We start from the raw sequence: 14,310 nt of genomic DNA on the forward strand, positions 1-14,310 counted from the left end.
GGGAGGGCACAATGGCACACGAAGGCAAGCGCATCCGCGCCGCCCGCGAGGGCATCGACGCGCTCAAGCTCTATCCCATCGACGAGGCGATCAAGCTCGTGAAGGAGAAGGCCAGCGCCAAGTTCGACGAGACCGTCGAGATCTCGATGAATCTCGGCGTCGACCCGCGCCACGCCGACCAGATGGTCCGCGGCGTCTGCAACCTGCCCAACGGCTCCGGCCGCACGGTGCGGGTGGCGGTGTTCGCCCGCGGCGCCAAGGCCGACGAGGCCAAGGCTGCCGGCGCCGACATCGTGGGCGCCGAGGACCTCCTCGAGATCGTCCAGAGCGGCAAGATCGAGTTCGATCGCTGCATCGCGACCCCCGACCTGATGCCGCTCGTCGGCCGTCTCGGAAAGGTGCTCGGCCCGCGCGGCCTGATGCCGAACCCGAAGGTCGGCACCGTGACCATGGACGTGAAGGGCGCCGTCGCCGGCGCCAAGGGCGGCTCCGTCGAGTTCCGCGTCGAGAAGGCCGGCATCATCCACGCCGGTATCGGCAAGGTCTCGTTCGACGCCGACAAGCTCGTCGAGAACATCAAGGCTTTCGCCGACGCCGTCTCCAAGGCGAAGCCCGCCGGCGCCAAGGGCCAGTACGTCCAGCGCGTCGCCGTGACCTCCTCGATGGGTCCGGGCGTGAAGGTCGAGCCCGCGAGCGTCCTCACCGCCTGATCCTTCAGGCTTGAACAGAATAGAAGCGCCCGGCCTCGCGGCCGGGCGTTTTCGTTTGTGCTCAGGCTCGCCGGAAGGGCTTCTCGGCTTGCGGCCGGTCCGAGCCCTCGGGGACTGCGTTCCCCGACCACCGCGCACCGGCGGTTGGGGTTCGACCACGATCAAAGAGCCGTGAGGGAGGAATGCCCCGCGCCGTTCCAGGAGCGGACGGTCGTCGGAGCGCCCAAGAAAAGAACACAGGAGGGTGACGCCTTCGCGTAGGCCTGTGCTAGGTATGCAGTCATGCGATGCTCCCTCTCCGTGACCTCGAAGCGACGCATCCTGTGCGTCTTTCCCGCCTACACGCCGTCCTTCGGGACCTTCTCTCACGCCTACCCCCTGATGGGCGGCGTGAAGGCCTTCATGCCCCCGCAAGGGCTCCTGCTGATCGCGGCCTACATGCCCGAGTCGTGGGAGTACCGGTTCATCGACGAGAACATCGCCCGGGCCGGCGCAGCGGACTTCGCCTGGGCCGACGCGGTGTTCGTGTCCGGCATGCACATCCAGGCCCCGCAGATCCGGGATATCTACGCCCGCGCCCACGCGGCCGGGAAGGTGACGGCGCTGGGCGGCCCCTCGGTCTCCGGCTCCCCCGAGCAGTATCCCGAATTCGACTACCTGCATCTCGGCGAGATCGGTGACGCCACCGACGAGCTGGTCGCGATCCTCGACCGCGATGTCTCGATCCCGGCGGCCCAGGTCCGCCTGGAGACCAAGGAGCGGCTCCCGCTCTCGGACTTCCCGGCCCCCGCCTACGAAGCGGCGCCCCTCAAGCGTTACCTCATCGGATCGCTGCAATTCTCCTCGGGTTGCCCCTATCGCTGCGAGTTCTGCGACATCCCGCAGCTCTACGGCCGCCAGCCGCGCCTGAAGAGCCCCGAGCAGATGCTTGGTGAGCTCGACGCCATCATCGCGCAGCCAGGCCATCCGGCGGTGGTCTACTTCGTCGACGACAACTTCATCGGCAACCGCAAGGCCACGAAGGACATGCTGCCCCACCTCGTGGCGTGGCAGAAGAAGAACGACTATCCGCTCCAGTTCGCCTGCGAGGCGACGCTGAACATGGCCAAGCAGCCCGACATCCTCGAGCTGATGCGGCAGGCCAACTTCATGACCGTCTTCGTCGGCATCGAGACGCCCGAGGAGGACGCCCTCGCGGGAATCGACAAGAAGCACAACGCCGCCGTGCCGATGTACGAGGCGATCGAGACCCTGAACCGCTTCGGCCTCGAGGTGACCTCGGGCATCATTCTCGGCCTCGACACGGACACCGATCAGTCGGAGCAGAAGCTCATCGACTTCATCGACAAGTCGGCCGTGCCGGTGCTGACGATGAACCTCCTGCAGGCGCTGCCCAAGACGCCGCTCTGGGATCGCCTGACCCGCGAGAACCGCCTCGTCCACGATGCGGCGCTCGAATCGAACGTGCTCTTCAAGCGTCCGCACGACGACGTCGTGGCCTCCTGGCGCCGGGCCATCGCCCACGCCTACGAGCCGGCGCAGATCTTCGAGCGATTCCGGCACCAGGTGGAGGTGACCTACCCGAACCGGATCAAGACGCCGGTCAGGGGCAAGCTTACCCGCACCAACCTGCGCCGCGGCCTCGTGCTCGGCTTCAACATCGCTGTGCGCGTCGGACTGCTGTCCGATTACCGGCGGGTGTTCTGGCGCGCCGCCGGCCACGCCCTGAAGCGCGGACAGATCGAGGCGGTGTTCAACATGGGCTTCGTCGCCCACCACCTCATCCGCTTCACCCGGGAAGCCCTGCGCGGCGAGCACAATGCCTCGTTCTACGCCGCCAAGGCGGACCAGAAGCGCGACGCCCGCGAGCCCTGGTGGCGGGCCGCCCGCAAATTCCTGCCGACCTGACAGGCTTTTGCGGCCCATCCGCAGGCGGCTTCGGGCCGCCTGCGGCGTCAAGGGAAAAGCGTCGCCTGCGACGGAATAATCGCCCCGGGGCACTTGGCAGGCTGCTTGCAAGGCTCTATAGACCCCGCTCAACGTTTTCATACATGAGAAAGGAATCGACCGATCGGTCGCATTCCGATTGAGAGATCGCCTGGGCAACCAGGTGATGTTGGCCGGAAGGCTTTGAGGGGCATGAAACCCCTTCTGAGCTTCGTCCGGCCATGTCCTGTCCGAGACTGCAGGCGCCGGGTCACCGGCTTAATCCACACGCCTGCACAGACTGGGAAGACCGAAATTCTACTGCCCTCGCCGGGTCCGCATCGCGCGGGCAGGGTGAGGCATCGGTTTGAACCATCTCACCCATGTCGTCCACCCGTTCCGGGGGGCGGTAGGGGACAGGGCCGTGAAGCGTCGCCAAGGACGTTCCGGCTTCGTGTTAAGCCGAGTTCCGTCCCGGGCGGCATGTGCAACCGGCGGACCCGTTTTCGGGTTCCGCCAACCGGAGAGAGCCCCAGTGGACAGGACAGCCAAAGCTGATCTCGTCTCGACGCTCAACGGCGTGTTCGCGAACACCGCCGTCGTCGTCGTGGCCCACTACAAGGGCCTCACGGTCGCCGACATGCAGAAGCTGCGCTCGCAGATGAAGCAGGCCGGCGCCACCGTGAAGGTCACCAAGAACCGCCTCGCCAACATCGCTCTCGATGGCACGGACGTCGCCTCCATCAAGCCCCTCCTGAAGGGTCCGACCCTGCTCGCCTATTCGAGCGATCCGGTCGCGGCCGCCAAGGTTGCGGTGGACTTCGCCAAGGTCAACGACAAGCTCGTGATCCTCGGCGGCGCCATGGGCACGACCGCCCTGAACCCGGACGGTGTGAAGGCCCTCGCCTCGCTGCCGTCCCTCGACGAACTGCGCGGCAAGATCGTGGGCCTCATCCAGGCTCCCGCGACCAAGATCGCCCAGGTCGTCAACGCACCGGCGGCCAAGCTCGCCCGCGTGTTCGGGGCCTATGCCACCAAGGACGAGGCTCAGGGCGAAGCGGCCTGAGGCCGCATCGCCCTTTTCAACCCATCCGTTCAAACCGATATCCAAGGGAATACCAACATGGCTGATCTTGCCAAGCTCGTCGACGACCTGTCCTCGCTGACCGTTCTCGAGGCTGCTGACCTCGCCAAGATGCTCGAAGAGAAGTGGGGCGTCTCGGCCGCCGCTGCAGTCGCCGTGGCTGCCGGCCCGGCCGCCGGTGGTGGCGCTGCCGCCGCCGCCGAGGAGCAGACCGAGTTCACGGTCATGCTGACCGCCGCTGGCGACAAGAAGATCGAGGTCATCAAGGAGGTCCGCGCGATCACCGGCCTCGGCCTCAAGGAAGCCAAGGACCTCGTCGAGGGCGCTCCGAAGGCCGTCAAGGAGTCCGTCAACAAGGAAGAGGCCGAGAAGCTCAAGGCTCAGCTCGAGAAGGCTGGCGCCAAGGTCGAGCTCAAGTAAGACACTGCGATGGGCCGTTCCGGCCCGTCACTCTCCGTCGGGCCCCTCCGGGCCTGACGGCACCAACGGCCCGCGGGTTCACGCCCGTGGGCCATGGTCGCTTCAAGCGGCCCGACCGGCCCGCGCAAGGGCCACGGGATTTTCAGTTCGGGAAGGCGTCGTCCGGCGGGGCGGGCCCGAAGCCTGGTTGCGGGAGGCAGACGCCTTCCCCGGGCACCCGGTACGCGGGACGTAGGAGCGAGGTCACCCATGGCCAACACGCTGGTCGGTCGCAAGCGGATTCGCAAATTCTTCGGCAAGATCAAGGAAGTCGCCGAGATGCCGAACCTCATTGAGGTTCAGAAGGCGTCCTACGACCAGTTCCTGATCATGGATGAGCCGGAAGGCGGACGGGGCGACGAAGGCCTGCAGACCGTGTTCAAGTCGGTCTTCCCGATCTCGGACTTCTCCTCGACGGCCCTCCTCGAGTTCGTGAAGTACACGTTCGAGCAGCCGAAATACGACGTCGACGAGTGCCGCCAGCGCGGCATCACGTACGCTGCCCCGCTCAAGGTCACGCTGCGCCTCATCGTGTTCGATGTGGACCCGGATACCGGTGCGAAGTCGGTCAAGGACATCAAGGAGCAGGACGTCTACATGGGCGACATGCCCCTGATGACGGAGAACGGCACCTTCATCGTCAACGGTACCGAGCGCGTCATCGTCTCGCAGATGCACCGATCCCCGGGCGTGTTCTTCGACCACGACAAGGGCAAGACCCACTCGTCGGGCAAGCTCCTGTTCGCCGCCCGCATCATCCCGTATCGCGGCTCCTGGCTCGACGTCGAGTTCGACGCCAAGGACATCGTGCACGTCCGCATCGACCGGAAGCGCAAGCTCCCGGTGACGTCGCTGCTGTTCGCCCTCGGCCTCGACGGCGAGGAGATCCTGTCGACCTTCTACAACCGCGTGATCTACGACCGGGACGGTGCCGACTGGCGCGTGCCCTACGACGCCGAGCGCCTGAAGGGCTTCAAGGCCTCCGTCGACCTCATCGACGCGGAGTCCGGCGAGGTCGTGCTCGAGGCCGGCAAGAAGCTGAACGCCCGCAACGCCCGGCAGATCGCCGAGCGCGGCGTGCAGTTCCTCAAGGCCACCGACGAGGACCTGATCGGTCAGTACATCGCCGAGGATCTCGTCAACGCCAAGACCGGCGAGATCTGGGCCGAGGCCGGCGACGAGATCTCCGACAAGCTCCTGAAGAGCCTCGAAGAGGTCGGCGTCTCCGAGCTTCCGGTTCTGGACATCGACCACATCAACGTCGGTCCCTACATCCGCAACACCCTTGCGGTGGACAAGAACTCGGCTCGCGAAGGCGCGCTGTTCGACATCTACCGGGTCATGCGCCCGGGTGAGCCGCCGACCCTCGACACCGCCGAGGCGATGTTCCACTCGCTGTTCTTCGATTCCGAGCGCTACGATCTCTCGGCCGTCGGCCGCGTGAAGATGAACATGCGCCTCGACCTCGACGCCGAGGACACCGTGCGGACGCTCCGCCGCGAGGACATGCTCGCGGTCGTGAAGGCGCTGGTGGACCTGCGCGACGGCAAGGGCGAGATCGACGACATCGATCACCTCGGCAACCGCCGGGTGCGCTCGGTCGGCGAGCTGATGGAGAACCAGTACCGCCTCGGCCTGCTCCGCATGGAGCGCGCGATCAAGGAGCGCATGTCCTCCGTCGACATCGACACGGTGATGCCGCAGGACCTCATCAACGCGAAGCCCGCGGCCGCGGCCGTGCGCGAGTTCTTCGGCTCGTCGCAGCTTTCGCAGTTCATGGACCAGACCAACCCGCTCTCGGAAGTGACGCACAAGCGTCGCCTCTCGGCGCTTGGCCCGGGCGGTCTGACCCGCGAGCGCGCCGGCTTCGAGGTGCGCGACGTTCACCCGACCCATTACGGCCGCATCTGCCCGATCGAGACGCCGGAAGGCCCGAACATCGGTCTGATCAACTCCCTCGCCACCTTCGCGCGGGTGAACAAGTACGGCTTCATCGAGACCCCCTTCCGGCGGGTGAAAGACGGCGTCGTCACCACCGACGTCGCCTATCTCTCGGCGATGGAGGAGGCGAAGTACTACGTCGCCCAGGCCAACGCGCAGATGGACGGGACCTTCAAGCTGACGGAGGACCTCGTGGTCTGCCGTCGGGCCGGTGACGTCATCGTCGTGCCCCCCGATCGCGTCGACCTCATGGACGTGTCGCCGAAGCAGCTCGTCTCGGTCGCCGCCGCGCTCATCCCGTTCCTCGAGAACGACGACGCGAACCGCGCGCTGATGGGCTCGAACATGCAGCGCCAGGCGGTGCCGCTGGTGCGCGCCGATGCGCCCTTCGTCGGCACCGGCATGGAGGCCGTGGTCGCCCGCGACTCCGGCGCCGCCATCGCCGCCCGACGCACCGGCATCGTCGACCAGGTGGACGCCACCCGTATCGTCATCCGGGCCACCGAAGAGGCCGACGCCAACAAGCCCGGCGTCGACATCTATCGCCTGCAGAAGTTCCAGCGCTCCAACCAGTCGACCTGCATCACGCAGAAGCCGCTCGTTCGCGTCGGCGAGGCCGTGAAGAAGGGCGAGATCATCGCCGACGGTCCCTCGACGGAGTTCGGCGAGCTCGCCCTCGGCCGGAACGTGCTCGTCGCGTTCATGCCGTGGAACGGCTACAACTTCGAGGACTCGATCCTGCTCTCCGAGCGGATCGTGAAGGATGACGTGTTCACCTCGATCCACATCGAGGAGTTCGAGGTGATGGCCCGAGACACCAAGCTCGGTCCGGAAGAGATCACCCGTGACATCCCGAACGTCTCCGAAGAGGCGCTCAAGAACCTCGACGAAGCCGGCATCGTCTATATCGGCGCCGAGGTTCACGCCGGCGACATCCTGTGCGGAAAGATCACGCCGAAGGGCGAGAGCCCGATGACGCCCGAGGAGAAGCTCCTCCGCGCCATCTTCGGCGAGAAGGCGTCCGACGTGCGCGACACCTCGCTCCGGGTTCCCCCGGGCGTGACCGGCACGATCGTCGAGGTCCGGGTGTTCAACCGCCACGGCGTCGACAAGGATGAGCGCGCCCAGGCGATCGAGCGCGAGGAGATCGAACGCCTCGCCAAGGACCGCGACGACGAGCAGGCGATCCTGGATCGCAACACCTACGCGCGTCTCGCCACGGTCCTCATCGGCCAGGCGCCCATCGCGGGGCCGAAGGGCTTCAAGAAGGAGGCTACGCTCACCCGCGAGCTCCTCAGCGAGTACCCGCGTTCGCAGTGGTGGCAGTTCGCCGTCATCGACGACCGTCTCATGACCGAGATGGAAGCGATGCAGAAGCAGTACGACGAATCGAAGAAGCGCCTCGAGCAGCGCTTCCTCGACAAGGTCGAGAAGCTGCAGCGCGGCGACGAGCTCCCGCCCGGCGTCATGAAGATGGTCAAGGTCTTCGTGGCGGTGAAGCGCAAGATCCAGCCCGGCGACAAGATGGCCGGTCGCCACGGCAACAAGGGCGTCGTCTCCCGGATCGTGCCGATCGAGGACATGCCGTTCCTGGAAGACGGAACGCATGCCGACATCGTCCTGAACCCGCTCGGCGTGCCCTCGCGCATGAACGTCGGCCAGATCCTCGAGACTCACCTGGGTTGGGCCGCGGCCGGACTTGGCCGCAAGGTCAGTCAGGCGGTGGATGCCTACCTGCGCAGCAACGACATCGCGCCCCTGAAGGCAGAGATGGAGGCGATCTACTCGCCGTCCGAGCTGGAAGGTCTGACTGATGAGGAGATGGCGGAGGCCGCCAACAACGTGCGCCGCGGCGTACCGATGGCGACCCCGGTGTTCAACGGCGCAAAGGAAGCCGACATCGAGCAGATGCTGGAGATGGCCGGTCTCGACCGGTCGGCCCAATCGACGCTCTATGACGGCCGCTCGGGCGAGCCCTTCGATCGTAAGGTGACGATGGGCTACATCTACATGCTGAAGCTGCACCACCTCGTGGACGATAAGATCCACGCCCGGTCGATCGGCCCGTACTCCCTGGTCACCCAGCAGCCGCTGGGCGGAAAGGCGCAGTTCGGCGGTCAGCGCTTCGGCGAGATGGAGGTCTGGGCCCTCGAAGCCTACGGCGCCGCGTACACGCTGCAGGAAATGCTCACGGTCAAGTCGGACGACGTCGCAGGCCGCACCAAGGTCTACGAGGCCATCGTGCGCGGCGACGACACTTTCGAGGCCGGCATCCCCGAGTCGTTCAACGTGCTCGTCAAAGAAATGCGCTCGCTGGGTCTCAACGTGGAGCTCACCTCCTCGAAGAAGCTCGCCAACGACCAGATCGAGCCGCCCGCAGAGGCGGCCGAATAACCACCGCATCACGCTCCCGCGCCGGGTTCGACCCCGGCGCGGTCGGAGCGGGGAGGGGCAGGGCCTCCCGTTCTACGGTCAGTGACGATCCGGCCGGTCGTTGCGCCGCATCCGTTTTCAGCACGCGGTCAGCCCCTCGGCGGAGGGTGCGCCACGTCAGCAGGAGTAGATCATGAACCAAGAGGTCATGAATCTTTTCAACCAGCAGGCTCAGCCCCAGAGCTTCGACCAGATCAAGATCTCGATCTCGTCGCCGGAGAAGATCCTCTCGTGGTCTTTCGGCGAGATCAAGAAGCCCGAGACGATCAACTATCGCACGTTCAAGCCCGAGCGTGACGGCCTGTTCTGCGCGCGGATCTTCGGACCGATCAAGGATTACGAGTGCTTGTGCGGCAAGTACAAGCGTATGAAGTACAAGGGCGTCATCTGTGAGAAGTGCGGCGTCGAGGTCACCCTCGCGCGCGTCCGGCGCGACCGCATGGGCCATATCGAGCTCGCCGCCCCCGTCGCCCACATCTGGTTCCTGAAGTCGCTGCCCTCGCGCATCGGCCTGCTGCTCGACATGGCCCTCAAGGACCTCGAGCGGATCCTGTACTTCGAGTCCTACTGCGTCATCGAGCCGGGCCTCACCCCCCTCAAGGAGCGTCAGCTCCTGTCGGAGGAGGAGTACCTGCGCGCTCAGGAGGAGTACGGCGAGGACAGCTTCACCGCCATGATCGGCGCCGAGGCCATCCGCCGGATCCTGCAGGAGCTCGACCTCGACGGCATCGCCGATGCCCTGCGCGAGGAAATCGCTACCACCACGTCCGAGCTGAAGCCCAAGAAGCTCCTCAAGCGCCTGAAGATCATCGAGGCCTTCCAGATGTCGGGCAACAAGCCCGAGTGGATGATCCTCACCGTGGTTCCGGTGATCCCGCCGGACCTGCGCCCGCTCGTCCCCCTGGACGGCGGCCGCTTCGCCACGTCCGATCTCAACGATCTCTACCGCCGCGTCATCAACCGCAACAACCGGCTCAAGCGGCTGATCGAGCTGCGGGCGCCGGACATCATCATCCGCAACGAGAAGCGCATGCTTCAGGAAGCGGTCGACGCGCTGTTCGACAACGGCCGCCGCGGTCGCGTCATCACGGGCGCCAACAAGCGTCCTCTGAAGTCGCTCGCCGACATGCTGAAGGGCAAGCAGGGCCGCTTCCGTCAGAACCTCCTCGGCAAGCGCGTCGACTATTCCGGCCGTTCGGTCATCGTCGTCGGTCCGGAGCTGAAGCTGCACCAGTGCGGCCTGCCGAAGAAGATGGCGCTGGAGCTGTTCAAGCCGTTCATCTACGCGCGCCTCGACGCCAAGGGCTTCTCCGCCACGGTGAAGCAGGCCAAGAAGCTCGTGGAGAAGGAGAAGCCGGAGGTCTGGGACATCCTCGATGAGGTGATCCGCGAGCATCCGGTAATGCTGAACCGCGCGCCGACCCTGCACCGCCTCGGCATCCAGGCCTTCGAGCCCAAGCTGATCGAGGGCAAGGCGATCCAGCTGCACCCGCTGGTCTGCACCGCCTTCAACGCGGATTTCGACGGCGACCAGATGGCCGTGCACGTCCCCCTGAGCCTCGAGGCTCAGCTGGAAGCGCGCGTCCTGATGATGTCGACCAACAACATCCTGCATCCGGCGAACGGTCACCCGATCATCGTGCCGTCGCAGGACATCGTGCTCGGCCTCTACTACCTGTCGATCGTGGCCGAGGGGGCGATCGGCGCCTTCGACCCGACCAACAAGCAGAACCCGATGCAGGGCGTCTTCGGCAACATCGGCGAGCTCGAGCACGCCCTGGCGGCCAAGACCGTCAAGCTGCACACGAAGATCCGCTGGCGCTGGAACGGCATCGGCCCGGATGGCGAGCCGCTGACGAAGACCTACGACACCACGCCGGGCCGGGTGATCCTGTCCACGGCCCTGCCGCAGCACGCCAAGGTGCCTTTCGACGTCGTCAACAAGCTGATGACCAAGAAAGAGATCTCCGCGATGATCGACACCGTCTACCGCCACTGCGGTCAGAAGGAGTCGGTGATCTTCTGTGATCGCATCATGGCGCTGGGCTTCAACCACGCGTTCAAGGCCGGCATCTCGTTCGGCAAGGACGACATGGTCGTGCCTGCGAACAAGTGGTCGATCGTCGGGTCGACCCGCGATCTGGTCAAGGAGTTCGAGCAGCAGTTCAACGACGGCCTGATCACCCAGGGTGAGAAGTACAACAAGGTCGTCGACGCCTGGGGCAAGTGCTCGGCCCGGCTCGCGGACGAGATGATGGCCGCGATCTCTGCGGTCCAGAAGGACGAGAACGGGACCGACAAGCAGGTCAACTCGGTCTACATGATGGCGAATTCCGGCGCCCGCGGCTCCCGCGAGCAGATGCGCCAGCTCGCCGCCATGCGCGGCCTGATGAGCAAGCCCTCGGGCGAGATCATCGAGACGCCGATCATCTCGAACTTCAAGGAAGGCCTCGACGTGCTCGAGTACTTCAACTCCACCCACGGTGCCCGTAAGGGTCTCGCGGACACGGCGTTGAAGACCGCGAACTCTGGCTACCTGACCCGCCGTCTCGTCGACGTGGCCCAGGACGCCGTCATCCGCGAGGTCGATTGCGGCACCACCAACGGCATCCGCATGCGCGCCATCGTGGATGCCGGCCAGGTCGTGGCCCCGCTCGCCATCCGCATCCTCGGCCGCGCCACGGCCGAGGATCTGGTGGCCCTCGACGGCACGGTGATCGTCAAAACTAACGAGACGATCGAGGAGAAGCACCTGCCGGCCATCCAGGCCGCCGGGATCCAGGAGGTCAAGATCCGTTCGGTGCTCGTCTGCGCCACGAAGAGCGGCGTCTGCGCCACCTGCTACGGGCGCGATCTCGCCCGCGGCACGCCCGTGAACATGGGTGAGGCCGTCGGTGTCATCGCGGCGCAGTCGATCGGCGAGCCGGGTACCCAGCTCACCATGCGCACCTTCCACATCGGCGGCGCCGCCCAGATCTCCGACTCGTCCTTCATCGAGTCGAGCTTCGAGGGCACGATCAAGATCCGGAACCGCGCCCTGGCACGGAACTCGGATGGCGATCTCATCGCCACCGGCCGCAACGTCTCCATCGTCATCGTCGGTGTCGACGGGACCGAGCGCGCCAACCACCGCCTGCAATACGGCGCGAAGTTGCGCGTGGACGAGGGCGACACCGTCAAGCGGGGCCAGCGCATCGCCGAGTGGGACCCCTACACCCGTCCGATCATCACCGAGACGGACGGTGTGGTGGCCTACGAGGACCTCATCGACGGCCAGTCGATCACCGAGACCACCGACGAGTCGACCGGCATCGCCAAGCGCGTCGTCATCGACTGGCGCGGGACGGCCCGCACCGCCGACCTCAAGCCGGCGATGCTGGTGCTCGATGCCGACGGCAAGCCGATGAAGCTGCCGCGCGGCTCGGACGCCCGCTACTTCCTGCCCGTCGACGCCATCATCGGCTACGATCCGGGTGCGAAGGTGAAGGCCGGCGACATCCTGGCCCGCGTCTCCGCCGACTCGGCCAAGACCCGCGACATCACCGGCGGTCTGCCGCGGGTGGCGGAGCTGTTCGAGGCCCGTCGTCCCAAGGACGCGGCCATCATTGCGGAAAAGTCGGGTACGATTCAGTTCGGGCGCGACTACAAGAACAAGCGTCGCCTGACGCTGACGCCGCACGATGGGTCCGAGGCGGTCGAGTACCTGATCCCGAAGGGCAAGCACATCCACCTTCAGGACGGCGACGTGGTCGAGCTCGGCGACTACATCGTCGACGGCAATCCGGCCCCGCACGACATCCTGGCGATCAAGGGCGTGGAAGAGCTCGCTGCCTACCTCGTCAACGAGATTCAGGAGGTCTACCGGCTGCAGGGCGTGTCGATCAACGACAAGCACATCGAGGTCATCGTCAGGCAGATGCTGCAGAAGGTCGAAATCACCGACGGCGGCGATTCCGACATCCTGACGGGCGACCAGATCGACCGGACGGAGCTGGCGGAGATCAACGAGAAGCTACTTGCCGAGGGCAAGAAGCCGGTCGTGGGCGTTCCGGTCCTCCTGGGTATCACCAAGGCAAGCCTGCAGACGAAGTCGTTCATCTCGGCGGCGTCGTTCCAGGAGACCACCCGCGTGCTCACCGAGGCGGCGGTCAACGGGAAGATCGACTACCTCGAAGGACTCAAGGAGAACGTGATCGTCGGGTCGCTCATCCCGGCCGGCACGGGCTCCATGGCGGCCGAGATCCGCGCCGTGGCGCGGCGTCGCGACAACCTCATCCTGCAGCAGAAGGCCGCCGAGAGCGGGGCTCAGACCCTCTCCGAGCTGCCGCCCGCCGCGGAATAAGCGACCGCTCCAGCGCGACGAACAGGAAGGGGCCGCCCCAAGGGGCGGCCCCTTTCGCATGGGTGCCGTCCGTCCGGATCTGCTCCGCGTTCGTGCCCCGCAACTTCATGAACTTGTAACGGAATGGGTTGACGCGGGGCGAATCCGCCTCTATCAGGCCCTCATTGAACGGCTGGCCGTAGGCAGCAATCGATCGTGAGGCCCAGAGCCTCGATCCAGGCTTCCTAAACGCATCCGACTTCAACAGACGAACACGTGTCAGCCCGGCACGATCGCTTGCTCCGATGCAGGTGATCCTCTGCTTGCAACGGCGCGCCAAAGGCTGACATCAGCCTGGGGCGCGGCTTTGCGTTTCGTCGCACGCCACGTGCGATGCCGGGGCCGGCCAGAACGAGATTTGGATTTCGACGGTCACCGCTGCAGGTGACGCGTTTCGAGAGGATTGGCATGCCGACGATCAACCAGCTGATCGCTCAGCCGCGCAAGGCGCAGAAGAGCCGCAACAAGGTGCCGGCGCTCGACGCCTGCCCGCAGAAGCGTGGCGTCTGCACCCGCGTCTACACGACGACCCCGAAGAAGCCGAACTCCGCGCTCCGCAAGGTTGCCAAGGTTCGCCTGACCAATGGCTTCGAGGTCATCGGTTACATCCCGGGCGAGGGCCACAACCTTCAGGAGCACTCCGTGGTGATGATCCGCGGCGGCCGCGTGAAGGACCTTCCCGGCGTGCGCTACCACATCCTGCGCGGCGTGCTCGACACGCAGGGCGTCAAGGGTCGCAAACAGCGCCGCTCCAAGTACGGCGCCAAGCGTCCGAAGTAAGACCGATATTCGCGCACCCTGTAAGGATGTCGCCGGCCTCCCAGAGGCTCAAGGCGGCCTGCGCAGGGTGGTTTCAAGAAGACCAAGTTTAAGACGGAGCGAGCGATGTCCCGCCGCCATTCTGCCGAGAAGCGTGAGATCATCCCGGACCCGAAGTACGGGGACATCGTGCTGACCAAGTTCATGAATTCGATCATGTACGAGGGCAAGAAGTCCACCGCTGAGCGGATCGTCTACGGTGCCTTCGACATCGTCGAGAACCGCGCCCGCGCCAACCCGATCGAGGTCTTCCGCGCTGCCCTCGAGAACGTCGCCCCGGCCATCGAAGTCCGCTCCCGCCGCGTCGGCGGCGCGACCTACCAGGTCCCCGTCGAAGTGCGTACGGAGCGCCGCCAGGCGCTCGCCATCCGTTGGCTGATCCAGGCTGCCCGCGGCCGGAACGACCGCACCATGGTCGAGCGTCTCTCGGCCGAGCTGCTCGACGCCGCGAACAACCGCGGCAACGCCGTGAAGAAGCGGGAAGACACCCACCGGATGGCGGAAGCCAACCGCGCCTTCTCGCACTACCGCTGGTAAGCGGACCCGGACCCTTTCAG

At 65.8% G+C, this 14,310-nt stretch carries 8 protein-coding genes; all 8 read left to right on the forward strand.

Going from position 1 to position 14,310, the window contains the following annotated elements; translation table 11 throughout:
- Positions 1–11 precede the first annotated feature (11 nt).
- The 8 genes from rplA (at position 12) to rpsG (ending at position 14,290) form a co-directional block, all read left to right on the forward strand.
- On the forward strand, positions 12–710 hold the full coding sequence (gene rplA / locus AC6EUL_RS06275; RefSeq protein ID WP_056218136.1) for a 50S ribosomal protein L1: 699 nt from the start codon (positions 12–14) through the stop codon (positions 708–710).
- A 282-nt stretch (positions 711–992) separates the two neighbouring features.
- Positions 993–2,618, forward strand: coding sequence for a B12-binding domain-containing radical SAM protein (locus AC6EUL_RS06280; RefSeq protein ID WP_056218133.1), 1,626 nt, complete (start codon positions 993–995; stop codon positions 2,616–2,618).
- A 553-nt stretch (positions 2,619–3,171) separates the two neighbouring features.
- A complete protein-coding gene (gene rplJ, locus AC6EUL_RS06285) occupies positions 3,172–3,702 on the forward strand; it encodes a 50S ribosomal protein L10 (protein ID WP_499869458.1) in 531 nt (176 codons plus the stop codon).
- Between the two features lie 57 nt (positions 3,703–3,759).
- The gene (rplL, locus tag AC6EUL_RS06290; protein ID WP_056218129.1) at positions 3,760–4,140 is read left to right on the forward strand and encodes a 50S ribosomal protein L7/L12; all 381 of its coding nucleotides are present in this window, start codon (positions 3,760–3,762) and stop codon (positions 4,138–4,140) included.
- A gap of 249 nt (positions 4,141–4,389) precedes the next feature.
- The gene (gene rpoB, locus AC6EUL_RS06295; RefSeq protein WP_499869460.1) at positions 4,390–8,514 is read left to right on the forward strand and encodes a DNA-directed RNA polymerase subunit beta; all 4,125 of its coding nucleotides are present in this window, start codon (positions 4,390–4,392) and stop codon (positions 8,512–8,514) included.
- Between the two features lie 172 nt (positions 8,515–8,686).
- The gene (rpoC, locus tag AC6EUL_RS06300; RefSeq protein WP_499869461.1) at positions 8,687–12,895 is read left to right on the forward strand and encodes a DNA-directed RNA polymerase subunit beta'; all 4,209 of its coding nucleotides are present in this window, start codon (positions 8,687–8,689) and stop codon (positions 12,893–12,895) included.
- Positions 12,896–13,342: 447 nt separating this feature from the next.
- Positions 13,343–13,714 carry a 30S ribosomal protein S12 gene (gene rpsL, locus AC6EUL_RS06305; RefSeq protein ID WP_018044234.1) on the forward strand — a complete coding sequence of 124 codons (372 nt, stop codon included), beginning with the start codon at positions 13,343–13,345 and terminating at the stop codon, positions 13,712–13,714.
- A 105-nt stretch (positions 13,715–13,819) separates the two neighbouring features.
- A complete protein-coding gene (gene rpsG, locus AC6EUL_RS06310; RefSeq protein WP_055954713.1) occupies positions 13,820–14,290 on the forward strand; it encodes a 30S ribosomal protein S7 in 471 nt (156 codons plus the stop codon).
- Positions 14,291–14,310: the final 20 nt, after the last annotated feature.

It is taken from the genome of Methylobacterium sp. 001424705, from assembly GCF_059816145.1.

What these genes read in the sequence shown, in the direction of transcription:
- rplA (WP_056218136.1), top strand. Translation starts at nt 12, where the DNA reads ATGGCACACGAAGGCAAGCGCATCCGCGCCGCCCGCGAGGGCATCGAC.
- AC6EUL_RS06280 (WP_056218133.1), top strand. Translation starts at nt 993, where the DNA reads ATGCGATGCTCCCTCTCCGTGACCTCGAAGCGACGCATCCTGTGCGTC.
- rplL (WP_056218129.1), top strand. Translation starts at nt 3,760, where the DNA reads ATGGCTGATCTTGCCAAGCTCGTCGACGACCTGTCCTCGCTGACCGTT.
- rpoB (WP_499869460.1), top strand. Translation starts at nt 4,390, where the DNA reads ATGGCCAACACGCTGGTCGGTCGCAAGCGGATTCGCAAATTCTTCGGC.
- rpoC (WP_499869461.1), top strand. Translation starts at nt 8,687, where the DNA reads ATGAACCAAGAGGTCATGAATCTTTTCAACCAGCAGGCTCAGCCCCAG.
- rpsL (WP_018044234.1), top strand. Translation starts at nt 13,343, where the DNA reads ATGCCGACGATCAACCAGCTGATCGCTCAGCCGCGCAAGGCGCAGAAG.
- rpsG (WP_055954713.1), top strand. Translation starts at nt 13,820, where the DNA reads ATGTCCCGCCGCCATTCTGCCGAGAAGCGTGAGATCATCCCGGACCCG.